Source organism: Lutimonas halocynthiae (genome assembly GCF_030409835.1).
In the GTDB taxonomy this organism is placed as follows: Bacteria; Bacteroidota; Bacteroidia; order Flavobacteriales; family Flavobacteriaceae; genus Lutimonas; species Lutimonas halocynthiae.
Window position 1 is genome coordinate 431105 of the sequence record NZ_JAUFQO010000016.1, and the last position, 17633, is coordinate 448737.

Annotated in this window: 14 protein-coding genes; 3 read left to right on the forward strand and 11 right to left on the reverse strand. The window is 36.7% G+C overall.

Features of this window, described 5'->3' with window-relative positions:
• On the reverse strand, nt 1-1026 hold the full coding sequence (locus tag QWY87_RS14990) for an NAD(P)-dependent alcohol dehydrogenase (RefSeq protein WP_290292712.1): 1026 nt from the start codon (nt 1024-1026) through the stop codon (nt 1-3).
• Nucleotides 1027-1069: 43 nt separating this feature from the next.
• On the opposite strand from QWY87_RS14990, the gene QWY87_RS14995 reads away from it, so the two are divergent.
• The gene (locus QWY87_RS14995) at nt 1070-3262 is read left to right on the forward strand and encodes an amino acid permease (protein WP_290292714.1); all 2193 of its coding nucleotides are present in this window, start codon (nt 1070-1072) and stop codon (nt 3260-3262) included.
• A 27-nt stretch (nt 3263-3289) separates the two neighbouring features.
• Here the strand turns inward: QWY87_RS14995 and QWY87_RS15000 are convergent, their stop codons facing one another.
• The 7 genes from QWY87_RS15000 to QWY87_RS15030 form a co-directional block, all read right to left on the reverse strand.
• Nucleotides 3290-5548 (reverse strand): carbohydrate binding family 9 domain-containing protein, encoded by a 2259-nt coding sequence (locus QWY87_RS15000; RefSeq protein ID WP_290292716.1) that lies wholly within the window; start codon nt 5546-5548, stop codon nt 3290-3292.
• Nucleotides 5549-5639: 91 nt separating this feature from the next.
• The gene (locus tag QWY87_RS15005; protein ID WP_290293720.1) at nt 5640-6653 is read right to left on the reverse strand and encodes a zinc-binding alcohol dehydrogenase family protein; all 1014 of its coding nucleotides are present in this window, start codon (nt 6651-6653) and stop codon (nt 5640-5642) included.
• 131 nt (nt 6654-6784) lie between these two features.
• Nucleotides 6785-8092, reverse strand: coding sequence for an MFS transporter (locus QWY87_RS15010; protein WP_290292718.1), 1308 nt, complete (start codon nt 8090-8092; stop codon nt 6785-6787).
• Between the two features lie 84 nt (nt 8093-8176).
• A complete protein-coding gene (locus QWY87_RS15015) occupies nt 8177-8683 on the reverse strand; it encodes a peptide-methionine (S)-S-oxide reductase (RefSeq protein WP_290292720.1) in 507 nt (168 codons plus the stop codon).
• A complete protein-coding gene (locus QWY87_RS15020; protein WP_290292722.1) occupies nt 8673-8939 on the reverse strand; it encodes a peptide methionine sulfoxide reductase in 267 nt (88 codons plus the stop codon). Before QWY87_RS15020 ends, QWY87_RS15015 begins: the two co-directional genes overlap by 11 nt.
• Nucleotides 8936-10498 (reverse strand): protein adenylyltransferase SelO, encoded by a 1563-nt coding sequence (locus QWY87_RS15025; RefSeq protein WP_290292725.1) that lies wholly within the window; start codon nt 10496-10498, stop codon nt 8936-8938. The genes QWY87_RS15020 and QWY87_RS15025 overlap by 4 nt, the downstream gene beginning before the upstream one ends.
• 98 nt (nt 10499-10596) lie before the next feature.
• On the reverse strand, nt 10597-11859 hold the full coding sequence (locus QWY87_RS15030; protein ID WP_290292727.1) for a cation:proton antiporter: 1263 nt from the start codon (nt 11857-11859) through the stop codon (nt 10597-10599).
• A gap of 161 nt (nt 11860-12020) precedes the next feature.
• On the opposite strand from QWY87_RS15030, the gene QWY87_RS15035 reads away from it, so the two are divergent.
• Nucleotides 12021-12896, forward strand: coding sequence for a sugar phosphate isomerase/epimerase family protein (locus tag QWY87_RS15035; RefSeq protein ID WP_290292730.1), 876 nt, complete (start codon nt 12021-12023; stop codon nt 12894-12896).
• Nucleotides 12897-13017: 121 nt separating this feature from the next.
• Here QWY87_RS15035 and QWY87_RS15040 read toward each other — a convergent pair whose 3' ends face one another.
• A complete protein-coding gene (locus QWY87_RS15040; protein ID WP_435389584.1) occupies nt 13018-13638 on the reverse strand; it encodes a YqaA family protein in 621 nt (206 codons plus the stop codon).
• A 248-nt stretch (nt 13639-13886) separates the two neighbouring features.
• Between QWY87_RS15040 and QWY87_RS15045 the strand changes: the two genes are divergently transcribed.
• Complete coding sequence (locus QWY87_RS15045) at nt 13887-14408, forward strand: 5' nucleotidase, NT5C type (RefSeq protein WP_290292732.1); 522 nt, start codon at nt 13887-13889, stop codon at nt 14406-14408.
• Here QWY87_RS15045 and QWY87_RS15050 read toward each other — a convergent pair.
• Together QWY87_RS15050 and QWY87_RS15055 are read right to left on the reverse strand one after the other, a co-directional pair.
• Complete coding sequence (locus QWY87_RS15050; RefSeq protein WP_290292734.1) at nt 14403-15380, reverse strand: NAD(P)-dependent alcohol dehydrogenase; 978 nt, start codon at nt 15378-15380, stop codon at nt 14403-14405. The genes QWY87_RS15045 and QWY87_RS15050 overlap by 6 nt on opposite strands.
• Before the next feature lie 340 nt (nt 15381-15720).
• A complete protein-coding gene (locus QWY87_RS15055; protein WP_290292736.1) occupies nt 15721-17508 on the reverse strand; it encodes a helix-turn-helix domain-containing protein in 1788 nt (595 codons plus the stop codon).
• Nucleotides 17509-17633 lie beyond the last annotated feature (125 nt).

The window sequence follows — 17633 nt, forward strand, 5'->3', positions numbered from 1 at the left end:
TTACAGTTTTAATACGGCACTGGCAACTTTATGGCCGCCGTCAACATAAGTATAAGCTTCTACAATCTCTGAAAATTTAAATCTTCTTCCGATTACTGGTTTGATATGATCCAGTTCCACGAGTTCAGAGACAACTTTTAAATCTTCTTTTTTGAAAATTGCCACCCCGGCAACTACTTTTTTAGATCCTGAAATCGAAGTAGACATGACCTGGCTATATTCTTTTAATCCTGCTGCGGCCAATAAGATTGTTCCATTTTTATTCAAAGAGGCCTTACATTTTGAAAACTCAAGTTTACCGACGGTATCGTAAATAATATTATAGGTTTCAGGATTTTCTGTAAAATCTTCTTTCTTATAATCAATGACATGATCAGCACCCAGAGATTTGACTAATTCAACATTCGAAGTACTACATACCCCGGTTACTTCAGCGCCAAAATATTTTGCCAATTGAACCCCATATACACCCAAGGCACCGGAAGCACCATTGATCAGAATTTTTTGTCCTTTCTTGATTTTTCCAAAATCCCTGAGATATTTTAAGGAGGTCAATGCACCAAATGGTATCGATGATGCTTCTTCATGAGAGACCTTTTCCGGCTTATGAACTATTGCCCCATTCTCTTTGATCACGAGATACTCGGCGTGACATCCGAATCCTTCCTTTGATCCGAAAACGGCATCGCCTTTGCTGAACGCTGTTACCTTGCCCCCCGATTCTTCTACTATTCCCGAAAACACTACACCCAAAACAGGGTTTTTAGGACCTTTAAATCCAAACATTAGCTTTGTTATAAATTTAAATCCAAAGGGGACGTTCAAACCTCTGATTCTTGCATCTCCTGAGGTTACAGGTGTTGCTAGAACCTTTACAAGAACTTCATTTTCTTTTGGAATAGGCTTCTCGATCTCCTGAATTGTAGCTACTTCAGGAGGACCATATTTCTTTGTAATAATGGCTTTCATAATCCTTTGACGTCTGGTAAGTGTTTTTGTTACAACCATATCCCATGATATTTTCATTTAAATTAGTAAATTACTCATCCAAACTGATTGGGTCCTATTTATGATCAACGAACCAAAAACCATTAAAAAATTCGGAACCTTTGGAGGTGTTTTTACGCCTACCCTACTCACCATATTAGGGGTGATCATGTACCTGCGTTTGGGCTGGGTAGTGGGGAATGCCGGCCTTCTCGGAGCCTGGTTAATCATTATTATTTCTTTTCTAATCACTTTATGTACAGCACTTTCGATGTCGGCGATAACCACAAACATACGGATTGGTGCCGGGGGTGCCTATGCCATTGTATCTCAAGCCTTAGGCCTTGAGGTTGGTGGTAGTTTAGGAATTCCGCGATACATTTCACAAGGCCTGGCCGTTACCATGTATATTTTTGGTTTCAGAGAAGGCTGGTTAGGTATTTTCCCCGAACACAATGCCTTTTTGGTTGATATTAGTGTATTTGTAATTCTCTATACCATAGCCTATATCAGTGCAAACCTGGCCATTAAGACACAGTTTATCATTATGGCTATCATTGTCTTATCCTTGATCTCGATTGCCGTTGCAGCTTATGATGGTTCTATGACCATTCCTACAAGTGAGGCATTAAGTTGGGGATCCTTCAAAGGATCCATAGAAAATGATTTTAGTGGCAGTAATTTCTGGATTGTATTTGCCGTATTCTTTCCGGCAGCCACGGGGATCATGGCCGGGGCCAATATGTCTGGTGAATTAGAATTTCCAAAAAAGAGTATTCCCAGTGGAACCCTTTGGGCCATTGGCGTCAGTTTTGTGATTTATATGGTACTTGCCTTCTGGATTGCACGAAGTGCGACTGAAAATGAACTACTAAATGATTATTATATCATGGTTGATAAGGCCTTTTTTGGCCCGCTGGTTATTGCCGGAATCCTGGGAGCAACTTTTTCGTCAGCTTTGGCTTCGATTGTCGGTTCCTCTAGAATTCTTTTTGCCATGGGTGAACATCAGGTACTGCCCTATTCTAATTTTTTAAAGGGTCAAAGTAAAAATGGTCAGCCCAGAAATGCCATGATCGTTACGGGTATACTCATCTTTTCAACCTTGCTGTTAAGAAATATTAATGCTGTTGCTCCTTTGGTTACACTGTTTTTTCTCATCACATATGCCATGATCAATATTGTAGTGATCATCGAGCAAAACCTCGGATTGATCAGTTATCGTCCGGTATTTAAGATTCACAGGTGGGTACCATGGTTCGGATTGTTTTCGTCTGTATTTGCGATGTTTATCATAAATCCTGCCGTTAGTTTGATCTCTATCATGATCGTTTTAATGGTGTATTGGTATCTCCAAAGACAAAACCTGGAAACACCCTTCGAGGATGTTAGATCAGGTTTATTTGTTTCCTTTGCCGAATGGGCTGCCAAACATACATGGGGCATGAAAAATATGCAGCAAAGGGCATGGAAAGCCAATTTGATGGTTCCCGTAAGAGATATCAGTGGTTTAAAAGGAAACTTTGAGTTTTTAAGAAATATTGCCAAACCCAAAGGCTCTATCAAATTATTAGGAATAGAACCTTTTTCAGCCTCGAGCTCCCTGGCCTCAGAGTTAGAAGCCATTTCAGCTGCATTCAGACAAAAAGAAGTGTTTTCATCTTCTTCGGTCATCCATACCCAGGAATTTGCCAAGGGTATTAATTATGGGAATCAGGCCCTTCAAGGAGCCTTTTTCAGGCCCAATATTGTCTTTTTGAATTTGCAGGACCACGATAATTATGAAACCGAACTCAGGCCGGTTATGAAAGAGTGTATTAGGTTAGAAATTGGTGTTTTGTTGTATTTATCTCACCCTACAGCCTTATTAGGGCAGCGTAATACCATTAATGTATGGGTAAGTGACAGGCGTGGTAACTGGAATTTAGGATGGGATATCGGAAATCTAGATCTTTCGATACTAGTGGCTTATAAACTGAAAATGAATTGGGGCGCACGTATCAGGCTCATCACAGTGGTCAATAATCCGGATGAAGAAGAGAATGCGAAAGAATTCCTAAATACTTTAACGAGTCTGGCTCGATTGCCGCAAACCATGACCGAAGTGTATGTTGGCGATTTCTATACAGTTGTGAAAAATGCCCCAAATGCCGATCTCAATATTTTTGGTATGGATGAGGATCTCAAGTTTGAGTTTGTGAAAGAAATGTCACATAAAACAAAAAGTTCTTGTCTTTTTGTAAGGGATTCGGGTCATGAGAGTATTTTAGCTTAAAACGCTATAAAAGTGGCTCCTCACTTCTTATTTATTAAACCAATAGACAAGTTTGACCGTTAAAGATTGAGTTGTTTCTGTATAAGGAGGTAGTTCATCGTTATAAGTATATACTATGAATAGATCAGATGCAGGCTGGTACCTCCATTGAAAACGTGAATTCAGATTAAAATTTTTGGACTGTTCATTATACTGAAACAGGGTAGCAAAAAACAGTTTATTGGTAAAAGTAATATCTGCTTTAGCACCTATTAGCCAAAAGTCAGTTGTATTCCAAGGTGCAGGCATCTCAATATTATTATAGCTAATTACCGAACTAAGACTCACATAGGGTTGAAACCTATAACCCAACTCGTTATTGATGCTAGTCCATGAACCGTCTTGATAATAGCCTCCAAATCTGGTTCCGATGCTATAAGTAAACATACTTTGCGGCTTTGAATTGTAATTCATTCTCAAAGCATTCCAATGGTGTTTTGAACCAGCCGGTAATTCTGGTTTACCAGTACCTGTAGGATCGAAAGGTTCAAGGAGTTCAACATATTCATCGATAAAGGTCAAACGAAATGAACTTCGATTTCTGAAATTGAAATAGTATTGAAGTAAATTTAAATAGTCGGTATTCTTTAAATCTTCATCGAAGTAAAAAATACTGGTCCATTTTGGGCCATGACTTAAAAGCGTGTTATTCTTTTCAGGATAAAACAAATAGCCTACAAAAGGATTCGCTTTGAAATAGCCCGTTCGAGGCACAAAACCTACCTCAGCTCGATAATCATCGGCTACATATTCTTCCTTAAAGCCAAAGTTCCAGTTTTGTGTTTTGTATTCAATATTAGCCGCTTGTGAAAATCCATTACCTTCATCATCAGGTGAGAATGATTTAAAAACAAAAGCCTTACCCGTCCATAAATTATTGTAGGAGGCCAGGTTATATTCCAGTCCCAGATTTCGGTTGAACTTAGGGTATAATTCTCTGTACTCTTCTGTATCCATGGGATAAGATGTAGATTCCTTGTTTACAAACATCAGCCCGATACTAGATTGACTGAACACTTTTCTCTGAAACGTTAGTGCTGCAAAATTCTGACTTGGCAAACCTGTTTCTTCATCACTGGCTGTCTGCATATCCATGAGGCCCATACGCCAGTTTTCATTCAAATTACCACTTACCCTTACCCCAGCATGAATGGGTACATCCAATCCAATTCTCCTTGAGAAAAACGGTCTGATATTAGCATAACCAAAACTGGCAAACAAATCAGCATTTTCAAGAAAGAACTGTCTTTTTTCAGGATAAAATAATTCGAAGCGATCAAGATTAACAATTTGCTGGTCTACTTCAACTTGTGAAAAATCAGGGTTAATTGTCAAATCGAGGTTTAATGATGAAGTCAAGGCAAATTTTACATCACCTCCTATTTTGGTTTCGTAATCTGTTTTATTACCATCTATATTATCAGCATTGACACTTCCTAAAACATAAGGAATTAAAGAGAAATTTACACCTGTAGGTGGTGGTGCTTCATCCCAAACTAAAACACCTGAATAGGCCAGAGTGGATGTTGAAAATTGTCTTGGAACAGGGGTCCAGCTCGATTTTTCACTAGTTTTAAGGTCAAGTCTGCTGAAGTTGATCCCCCACTCCTTTACGTCTTTTTTATACCGTATAGATTTAAAGGGTATCGCCATTTCCACCACCCATTTATCCTTGTCTTGTTTCACTTTAGATATCCATTTGCTATCCCAGTTAAGATCAACACTACTCCCGTTATTCATAGTGCCGTCCCATTGAGCTCCAGCTGCGTTGGCACCAAAAGAAAATCCGGTGGTTTGGTTGTTAAACGGGTCTAAGAACAATAAAAAATTATCATTTTTCCCAAAAGAAAAATCCCTTCTTAATGATTCTACATAATACGGGCCTGGTGGATTGTGATAGAAGATAGCTGCCAAATAAATGTGCTTATCATCGTAACACATACGAACTTCTGATTGTTGTTCCGCTTTACCGGTATCTTCAGGTAATACCATAAAAAAATCATCAGCTACGTCTGTTTCTTCCCAAGCCTGTTCGTCAACAACTCCATCAATCGTTATAACAGCACTGGTTTTTCGAATAGTAAGTCGGTAATCAGCATTCTTTTTTTGCCCTTGAATGGAATACGAAAAAATAAAAAAGAATAGAAAAGCTATAAAAGTTTTTGCTTTTGAGAAGCATAAACACCACTTGAAAAGCTGGCTGAGATTTGTGCACTTTATAAGGCCATTTGAATAATTGCTATTCATATATCCTAATTAAATTTAAGCTTAAATATAGTGAATTAATAAGGAGATTATCCTCATAAATTACAAGGATTTTCAGTTGATTTTATTACTTTTAAAATGTGATGACCGTTTTACCGATTGTTTTTCCAGACTCTTGCATTTGATGTGCTTTTTTTAAATTTTCAACAGTAAAACCTGCTAAAGAGGTTGTTAATGTTGTTCTCAAAACTCCTTCATCTAATAAACCTGATAAATGATTCAGTATTTCATGTTGTCTTTCAATGTCATCAGTTGTATACATTGATCTCGTATACATAAATTCCCATGAAAAAGATACGCTTTTACTTTTCAAAAGATCAAGATTCAATGGTTTGCTGCTCCCTGTAATTGAAACAATGTGCCCCTGCGGTTTTATAATATCAGCTGCAATGTCCCAATATCCTTCCAGGTCTACAAAATCGAGTATATAATTTACTTCACTATGCCCTATTTCTTCCAAGCCTTCTTTTAACTTATGATGATTGACTACAAAATCTGCCCCTAAATCTTTGCACCAGGCTATTGAATCTGGTCTTGATGCTGTGGCGATAACAGTTAGGTTTCCTAGTCTTTTAGCCAATTGTATAGCAATTGAGCCAACACCTCCTGCTCCTGCCAATACCAGAATTGATTTGCCTTTATCGGTATAAGGATTTACTTTTATTCGGTCAAAAAGAGATTCGTAGGCAGTCAAACCGGTTAAAGGAATTGCTGCTGCTTCAGCTATGCTTAGGTTTTTAGGCTTGTTTCCTACAATCCTTTCATCTATTAATTGGTATTCAGCATTGCTCCCACTTCTCATAAGGTCTCCCGCATAAAACACTTCATCGCCAACACTGAACAGTGAACAAGTATCACCAACTGCTTCTACAATTCCTACAGCATCCCAGCCAATTACTTTGGGTGTATCCAGAACACTGTCTTTGGCCGCACTTTCTCTAATTTTAAAATCCACCGGATTCACTGAATTTGCCTGAACTTTAACCAATAAATCATAACCTGATGCTACTGGTTTTTCAGTTTCAAATTCAATAAAACTATTTGGGTCTGAAATGGGTAGCGATTGTTTAAATCCTATTGCTTTCATCATCTTGTTTTAATTCAAATTAGTAATTAAAGTATTTTCTCAGTATTTGATGGCTAGAAGTTATGACTTTTTCGCTTAAAAAAAACGCAGATTTGATTCTATGTTCATTGAGAAATGACAAAGAACGCTGCTTACTTATTTTGAGGATTTTTGACCTTCAAAGAGGCAATGAATAAGAAAGCGAGAAATGCCAGTGTGACATAACTGATATAGCTGTAAGAACCAAATTTTGTAAAACAGAAACTAAATAAACTAGGTGCAATGGCACTTGCGATGACTAAAAAACTCATCACCTTACCAGTAATAGCGCCTAAGTATTTTCTACCAAAATAGCGAGGCCAGGTTACCGCATTCACAACGGCAAAAAGTCCGCTAAAAACACCTAAGCCCGTTATTAAGAGATATACACCCCAGGTGTTGGATAGAAACAATAAACCTAAGGACGCCAAAACACCACTTAATAACATGAGGTATAAGAAAATTTTGTGGTGAATATGATCACTTAATATATTGCACAGCGTGGATACTGAAATCGCAATGACTGAAATGGGAACAAAAATGGCTATGGCCTGTGACCTTGAATAATCCTGGCTTCCAAATATGGATACAACATGAAAGGTAAATCCGGTAATAAAAAAACTATTGAAGGCTAATGTTAATCCAAACATCCAAAAGGCCCTGGTTTTTTTTGAGGCTTCAAGTGTAAACTCTTGGGTGACTTTTTTAATATCCACCTTTTTCATAGCCTTGAGGTAACCATCAGGATTCATATTAAAATCTTCAGGTCTGTTCCGGTACAATTGGAGAATACAAAAACTAAAAATAAACAAACTAACGGCCATTATTTGCCAACTCACTTCCCAGCCATGGTCTTGAATCAGCTTGTTGATTAAAATTGGTGAGCTAGAAAAACCCAGGCTTACACCAATACTACTAATCGAATTCACCTTTCCTCGGTTCTTGTCAAACCAGATCATGATCATATTACGCGATGCCATGGTTAAAACCCCTTGTCCGGTAAACCTGATGAAAAAAAATAGAATAGTCATTAAGGCAAAAGGCACCATCCATGAATCAAAATCTAAAATAGCTTTGATACCTTCACTTATTTCCACTGAAACAGAACATAACAGCAACGACACGCCCAATAAAAATGCTGCAAAGAAGGCAACATATCTGGCTCCATAGATATCAAATAACACGCCTGCTTTAGACACAAAAAAAGCACTTATTAGTGTGCCAATCATGTAGGCATTACTAAACTGATTTCTACTTAAACCTAAAGCATCTTTAACGGGGTCAGTAAAAACTGATACGCCAACCGTTTGACCGGGAATACTTGCAAGAACACCTATACTCCCAATAAAGAGTACAATGTAACCATAAAAGAAAGGGAACTTCTCAGGATTAATAAATGAAAATTTGTTTGATTTTGACATGAAATTTTAATCATTCAAATGTAAAGGATTTATGAAGAAAACTGCAAGAAATCTATAGTTATTCAGCCACTATCCACCTAAGGTTTAGACATGCCTTATACGCTTCAATTGATCCTGAAACTGATCTGCAATAACGCTAAGTTTTGGATCAATATACTTCGTGCAAAACGGTTTTGACGGGTTCTTCTTATAATAATTCTGTATCGCTTCAGGTGAAGGCCTGAATAATTTAAATGGATGTACTTCAGTTATCAGTTTATGATCAAATTCAGGTTGAAACGATGAAATTATGGATTTAGCTTGTTCTTCTTGTGATCCTGAAAAGGTATAAACCGCTGAGCGATATTTCTTACGCATCGAATGCTTAGAGCTGCTTTTATGCGTATGCAAATGAACCTCTATTAAGGTAGTTAGCGAAATGTCATCCTCTTTATAATGAACGATAACCGCTTCAGAAAAAGCACTATGGGCGTCAAACGAAGCAATCCAGCCTTGCTCAACTTTTATAACGCCATGTAAAGCCTGAAAAACCGCTTCGGTACACCAATGGCAACCACCTCCAAATCCAATTTTAATAATTCTAGCGTCCATCTTCTATAATCTTCACTTCTTTTAAAAAACCAATTACCTTGTCTGGAGACATTTCACAAGGTTTAATGTAGGTTTTGTCTTTACACATATAATAGTTTAAGCTAATAAAATCAGTGCCTTTTAATTCCTTTCCATAAATCTTAAAAGATTTTCCATCATTAAAAGTTTGCTTTGTGATACCGTACTTTATATTGCAAAACATTCCTTGGGTATAGCCCTCAGGAATTTTATCTATAAGACTGTCTAAAGAAATCATGAACTGCAAGAAAGCATCGAACAACCAACTTTGTTTCTTGCCCAGTCAGGCCTTTTTGCAAACCATTTTTTATGTTCAAGTTGTTCCTCATAGGGTTTTTTTAGCAAATCAAACAATTCCTCTATCACTCCATAATCGCCTTTATCAGCAGCATCAATGGCCAATTGAGCCATATAATTTCGAAGCACGTATTTGGGATTAACCTGATTCATGCTTTGTTTTCTCTCTTCATAAGAAACGGTTTCCAATTTCAGTCTGGATGCATAGGCTTCAAACCATTTTTCCCATTCTTTTTCGATAATTTTAGTTATTTCACTAGGTACATAAAAGGCATCCGCAATAATTTCAAGTCCATTTGAAACTTTTTTAGCGCCAAACTGACTTAAATTTCTAAAGAAAATACTCATGTCAGTTTCTGTTAGATGTAAGATTTTCTCCAGATCTTTAATCAATAATGCATCTGCCTCGTTTTCTTGAAATAAACCGAGTTTAGTGCGCATCATATCATTGTATTTTATCATATACTTTTTTCCATAGGCAGCTAAAATAGTTTCCAGCCCACTCGCCTCTTCAATAAGGGGGTAAAGGGCATTGGCCAGCTTATATAAGTTCCATTGAATAATTTCAGCTTGAGTTCCAAATTTGTAGCGTTTAAATTCTCTGTCTGTTGTATTTGGCGTCCATCCAAAATCAAACCCCTCTAACCATCCATATGGGCCATAATCTATGGTAAGACCTAAAATAGATGTGTTATCTGTATTCATAACACCATGAACAAATCCAACACGTTGCCAATGCACTACCATATCTAAATTGAGATTTACCACTTCATTAAAAAATGCCAAGTAAGTCTCTTTAGATGGTTGCCCAAGGTGAGAAAAGAAATGTTTAATGGTATAATCAACCAATGTTTTTAAGGTTTTAACGTCTCCTTGAGCTGCTAAAATCTCAAAATTTCCAAAGCGCAAAAATGTAGGCGCAATTCTCGATACAATAGCTCCCTTCTCATAGGCCGGGTTTCCGTCGTAAAGAACGTCTCGCATCACCTTGTCTCCTGAGAGTGCTAATGACAAGGCTCTTGTACTTGGTACGCCTAAATGATGCATTGCCTCGCTGCATAAATATTCACGCACAGATGATCGCAAAACTGCCAAGCCATCGGCTGTTCTAGAGTATGGAGTTTCCCCAGATCCTTTAAGCTGCATGGCCCATCGTTTACCCTGGTGCGCTACTTCAGCTAAATTAATGGCCCTTCCATCACCCAACTGACCTGCCCAGTTTCCAAACTGATGCCCACCATAACACATGGCATAAGGATTCGTATTGGCTAATACAGTATTTCCTGTAAATACGTTTAAAAATGCTTCACTCTTTGCTTCTGCTTCAGACATGCCTAAGGCTGATAGCATTTCCGGAGAAACATGTATCATTTCTGGTTTAGAGGTTTTCTTAGGCGTCACGAATGAGAAACAAGCCTCTTTTACCTGTCTTCTGTTATTTTCAAGAATTGGGTCGGCCGGTAATTCTGTATTAAATGTATCTTTTATATGTAAATTCATATTATATATTTCCATTGATTAAACTACATTCATAGACGTAATTTATACTATTACATTACGCTATAATAATGCCTTATAAATCTTTTCTTTAACAGCTGCTAATCCAGGTAAACAGGATCTAAATTTTTGGTAACCTTCTTGACCAAATGACCTACTGTTAAGCCTTGAACGATAATCGAAAAAACAACTACAACATATGTAATTACCAAAAACAAATCTCGATGCATATCTTGGGTAAGTCCTAAAGCCAGCGCAATTGAAATCCCTCCTCGCAAACCGCCCCAAGTCATGATCAGGTTTGTTCTTGGAACAAAATCCAATTTCTTTTCAAAGAATTTTACAGGAAGAATGAGAGATAAATACCTGCAAATCAAGACCACCGGGATCGCAATGATTCCAGCGATAAAATAATTCATTTCAAATGAAAGCACCAGCATTTCCATACCGATCAATACAAATAAAATGGTGTTCATCAGTATATCGATCAACTCCCAAAACTTATCTACATAATTCTCTGTTATTTTTGACATGGCTGAATTTCTAACCGTATCATTTCCTACGATTAACCCAGCGGTCACCATAGCTAACGGAGCTGACAAATGAAGCTTATGAGCTAACACGGTTCCTCCCATCACAGTGGCCAACGTGATAATTACTTCAATATCATAGTCATCGATAGATTTCATTAATTTAAAAGTGATCCACCCAAGAACCAGACCCAGAAAAACACCTCCAAAAACCTCTTGACTGAACAATTTAATAACATCAATGGTATCAACTTTTTCCGTTCCAAATTTTGCAATATTATAGATCGTAAGAAAGACGACAACTCCCACGCCATCATTAAACAAAGATTCCCCCACAATTTTAGTTTCCAGTTTCTTAGGTGCCCCTGCTTTTTTTAATATACTCAAGACAGCAATTGGATCTGTCGGAGAAATCAATGCACCAAATAGCAAACAATAAACGAGTTTGACTTCCATGCCCAAAAGTGGCAGCAGGTAATACATTGAAAAACCCACCAGAAATGTTGAAAATAACACCCCCAAAGTAGAAAAGGCAAATACAGGCCATTTTTGAACCTTTAACTGGTTAAAATTGGTGTGCAAAGCTCCTGCAAAAAGCAAGAAACTCAGCATGATATCTAAGAGTACCTGCTTAAAATCTATATGTGTAATGATGTATTTTTCAGCATCCAATAAAGCTGAATTGAAATAACTTAAGGCAAATACAGCCATCGTGAAAAGAATAGTAATCAACATCAAGCCAATCGTATTAGGCAACTTTAAGAACCTAACATTGATGTAGCCAAAAACAGCTGAAACGGTGACTAAAATTGAAATGATAAAAAAGTAATCCATGGCATATATAATTATCAACACAATTTAACCCATTCCCATAAGCCAGCAAAAATTATTTAGTGAACAAGCGTTTTTTCATAGAATCAAGTTTTTTAGCTAAAGATTTTACTATTTACTGACTTTTATTCTTATTTTTCACATTCTAAAACTAAACGATGATCATGAAAAATTTAATGAACAGTAATGCACTAAAATTAGTAACGCTCTGCATAGCCATTTTCAGTACTATTAATGCTGTAGCCCAGGATCAATTTGGCGGGCTAGCACTATACACAGTAAGAGATGCAATGGCTGTTGATGCCAAAGAAACACTTAAATCTGTAGCCGAAATAGGTTATAAAAATATTGAAGCAGCAGGTTATAAAGACGGAAAGTATTACAATATGTCTCCTGAGGACTTTAAAAATTATTTAGCAGAATTGAATTTAACTCCTGTCAGTACGCACCAATCTGACATCAATATTGATGATGCAGATACGATGTTCGCAGATGCCAAGGCAGCAGGATTTGAGTATTTTGTTGTGCCAATTCCTCCTATGGGATTGTTTAAATATTACCAGGAAACCCAGAGTATGGGAATGACAGGTGGCGCAGAGAACCTTGCTGAGATTCTAACTACCTTAGGTAAGAAATGTGAGAAAGCTGGTTTAAAATTGTTGTACCACAACCACGACTTTGAATTTATGAAAGATAAAGATGGTGTGGTGGTTATCGATTATTTACTAGAACACTTAGATCCAAAATATGTAAATTTTCAAATGGATCTTTACTGGGTGACAAAGGCTGGAGCTGATCCGGTAGTATACTTTAATAAGTATCCAGGAAGATTTAAATTATGGCATGTAAAAGATATGGATGATCAAGGAAGGTTTGCACCTGTAGGTAATGGGAAGATCGATTTTGCTAGAATTCTCAAAGACAAAAAGCTCTCGGGTATGCAATATTATTTTGTGGAGCAAGATAAAACCTTTGATATGGAACCTCTTGAAGCGATAAAAATAAGCCACGAAGGCATTAAGAAAATTGGATTTAAGTAAATCTAATCACATATAATAGAAAAAAGTAAGCAGGTATTGGTCATCAAGACAGTACCTGTTTTTTTATGTCAAATTTTAGGTGTTGGGATTCAACATCTATTCTAATAATAGAATAATCTAGTTAGATGATATTAAAAATGACGACAGCATAAAGATAAAAACGCACAAAACGCAGCAGTCCGAAAAGCAAATAATGTTGGAACTTATATTGTATCAACCCTGCAGCAATACTAGTCATGGAGAAAGGAATAGGTAATAAGGCGCCTACTACAATTAAAAAACCTCCCCATTTGCGAATCATTTTTACATGTTTATACATTTTTAATTCGAGGTACTCATAAACTTTAGGCATTTTTGCAATGGCCCTTCCTATGAAATAAGAAATAATACCTCCTAAATAAGACAAGGCTGCCAGCATTGACAAATAGAAAATTGGCATTTGTGTTTTATCTGCCCAGGCTATAAAAATTTCAGGTGGAATTAATCCCAGAAGAGATTCAGAAGCAAAGAATACCGACAATATGGCGATAGGGCTATATGTTGTAGTAATTGATGTAAATAAATCATCAAAGTCTATCACAAAGGCATGAATGATCCATAAGGATACGATAAATGCAACAATAGGCAGAACAGCCTTCCCTAAACTTGACCTTACAAAAGCATAAAAGCCAGTATATGAATAATACTGGTGAAGTAATCTGATCCTTGATTTTTTTACACTTTGTTTAGGCATTGTACTCATCACTGTTTGAAACCTCAATTTTAAAGAATTGCAAAGATAAGGCATATTCATTATTTGAAGAACATCTTTGGTCTTCTTAACATATTTATAAGACATTTATTTTATGAGAGTGATTATTAGGTATTAAAATGCTTCACTTCTTTGCGAAAAGTTCAAGAAATTCAGGAAGAAACAATCACTTCAATAAAATTTTCATTGAAGGATTGCCTGTTTTCAATTATTGACTTATTTTACAGAAAATTTGAAATATGGTTATTTTTGTAGATATGGATGATGTGATTGCCGACACCTACGGGAAACACATAGAAATGTATAACACAGAGTTTAATAAAAACCTTCCTCTAGCTCATTTTAAAAGTGGTGAAGTTTGGCAAAATGTACCTGAGATGCACCAAGACAGTATTCGTAAGCATGCACGAACAGATGGTTTCTTCAGAACACTCAAACCCATAAAGGATAGTGTTTTGGTATTAAAGGAAATCTGTCAAAAGCATGAAGTTTACATTGCCAGTGCTGCCACGCAGTTTCCAAATTCACTGCGTGAAAAAAGTGACTGGCTTGATGAGTATTTCCCTTTTATCAGCTGGCATTACCGAATCATGTGTGGTCATAAATTCATTTTAAAAGGTGACCTGCTCATAGATGATCGTACACTTAATTTGGATAAATTTGACGGCAACACCCTTTTATTTAATTCCCCGCATAACGCCCATGACAACGGGCATGAGCGTGTAAGTAGCTGGAATGAAGTTGGCAACAAGCTATTATAAGCTATTGATTAATACAATGTTTCCCTTTTTCCGGCCACTGTCAACATATTGATGCGCTAAAGTAATTTCTTCAAGAGCATAACTTTTATCGATCCAGGTTGTTAAAGATCCATTTTCTAAAAAGCCCTTTAATTCTAGGAAAAGAATTTTAAGTTCAGGTATTGGCTTCAACCCTGTGGCTGAAAATTTAGCTTTTTTTCCTCCAAGGATTCCAGTTTTTATCATCTGGTATAATAACGGGAGGCCAAGAACCGGAGATATAAATTGCCCTCCTGATGTCAATGCTTTCTTGCATGCTGAAAATGACAGGGTACCGACGGTATCATAAATGATATCATACAACTCGCCTTGTCTAGCAAAGTTAGTTTTAGTATAATCGATTACATGATCAGCGCCAAAATTTTTGACCAAATCAATGTTGGAAGTGCTGCAAACACCAGTCACTTCAGCCCCAAGAATCTTTGCAAGTTGCACAGCAGCGCTTCCCAAACTTCCAGAAGCACCATTGATCAATATTTTCTGGCCCGGTTTCATATTCGCAATACTTTTGAGGAAATTTATTGAAGTTAAAGCCCCATCACAGACAGGTGCGGCTTGAGCAAAAGAAATGTTTTCTGGCTTTTTAAGTACCACTCCATCTTCTGGAACACAAACATATTCGCAGTTTGTTCCGGGTCCGAGTACAATTTCTCCAAACACAGCATCTCCAATGCTGAATGCGCTTACTTCTTTTCCGGCAGAAACAACAATTCCTGAAAACCCTGTTCCAGGAACTGGATTTTTGGGTTTGGTCAGGCCAATAAATAACCTCCCATAATATGGTTCTCCTTTTCTCATCATGCTATCAGCCGCGGTTACACTTGATGCTTTTATCTGTATGAGTATTTCATTTGCATTTGGTATTGGTTTATCCGTTTCTGTTAGTTTTAAAACTTTTGGAGATCCGTATTGCGTTGTGATAATTGTTTTCATGTTTTTGTTTTATAAGATTTGTCATTTACTATTTTAGAAGTTTTTATCGATTCTAAAGAAATGATGCTAAACTGTTGATGATATAAATGATTATTGAAATTAAAATGCTGATCATGATATGTAACTGGATTAAATAAACTTCCGTTTGAGTTTACAAAGATGCGATCAGAAGCAGTGCCGGTCGTTCCAGTTTTAAAATCAGAACCAATTTTATTTCAAAGGAATTGAGCTTATACTATGAGGTATCCTATTACTAATCAGCAACTAGAGCACTTTTAATTAAAACAAAAATTATAATAAAGGTCTTGGTATGTTATTCGAATTGTTTTAAAATCAGAACTTAAATCGCTCTAACTTGATTCCAATATGCCTTGGGAGTGATTCCCATATTTTTCTTAAAAAAAGTATTGAACACAGTTTTAGAATTAAAACCGCTATCATAAGCAAGAGCCAAAATGGTTAAATGCTTTTGAGAAGGATCTTGAACCTTTTCTTTAAAAGCCTCTAAACGGAGTGAATTGATGTATTCAGAAAAATTTTTCTCAAGGCCTTCATTTAACAATTGTGACACATAATTAGGAGGAAGCTCAAGTGATTCCGCCAAATGACGCAATGTAAGGTCTTGGTCTAGAAATGGTTTTTCATTTGACATTATTGATTCCAGCTGCAGTATATATCTATTGAGTTCATCCTTGCTAAATAATGTTTTTTTGTATTTTCTTTTTTCGGCTTGAAATTTTGTAGCCGCTCCTAATGCATTTCTCATAAGGGTTTGAAACTTCTTATGTTGATGCAAGGGTTTTAAAACCGGTTCTGTATATAGCAATAGCATCATAGGTAATCTATAGCTAATTCCCTGTTCAATCAATCTAAAAACAGCTTCGTATTGCTTTAAGATGGCATTGATCAAAATTAAAAAGTTTAAAGCAGCTCCCATAGATTCAGACTCCAGATGCGATTCAAGCTGATTCATTCCAATTGCCACTTCTTTATCATTGTTTAAAGCAGCATAAGCCAAAGTGGTTCCACCTAATTTTGTGAGGTCTGCAGCATTATTGTTAGTTAATGATTGAAAATATACCAGCCCTTTTTCAGGACTACCCGATAAGACATAAGAAATTCCAATATAAAGTGGTGGAAAGGGTAAATCAGTCTTTAGGTCTAAACTTCTGAAAAGCCAATGAATTGCCAGTTCATATTCTTCTTTTAAATAATATAGAAATCCTTTATAATGGACATTCATTGCCGATAGAGGCGCAATTTCTAAGGCCTTATCGAGATAAACAGCTGCATCATCTAGCTTTCCTTCAACGGTAAGGAAATTGGCTAAACTCAAGTACATTTCATCTGTTGGTCTGATTGCTATAGCCTGATTGACGTGTTCATAAGCTTTTTTAAGGTCCCAATTCTGATAGCAAGATATCCAAGCCATATTTAGTTGGGACTCTGGCAGGTTTGGATCTAACTCTAGCGCTTTATCAAGAAATGGTTTTGCCTGCATAAAGGCATCTTGGGCAGGCATCAAGCCCATTGTTCCAAGAAAAGCAAAAGCCTGGTTTACACCTAGATATGCCAAAGTAAACTGCTCTTCTTCCTCAATAAGATCCTTAAAGATGGAGATGGCTTTTTCAGTCTCAGGCAAAGTCAACTTCATAAGGTGAAACTTTGCTTTTAAATAAAGCTTATAGCTGTTTACTGATATATCGAGCACATCAACCAAATGGTCTTCAATATCAAAGTGACCAATATGTTCTCTGAGTCGGTCTGCTATAAAAAGACTGATTTCATCTTGAACAGCAAAAATATCTTTTATAGATCTGTCAAAAGTTTCTGACCAGAAATGAAAATCTTCTTCTACATCAATCAACTGAGCAGTAACCCGAATCAGCTCTCCCGAAAGGCGAATGCTGCCTTCTAATATGATGGCGACTCCCAATTCATTACCTATATCGCGAATCGGTAAATTTTTATTTTTAAAAAAGAAAGAAGAAGTGCGCGAAGTAACCTTTAAGTCTTTGATTTTGGCCAAGGCATTAATGATCTCTTCTGTCATGCCATCACTGAAATATTCATTCTCCTTATCAGAACTCATATTTACAAAAGGCAATACTGCTATCGATTTATTCATGTTTTACCTTCTGATTCTTTAGTAGTTGGATGTCAAAAGCTCGGAATGCTTTATGCATGATACAAATATATCAAATAACGGGCGATATAAATATCTTGAACCAGAATCAAACTGATATACATTTT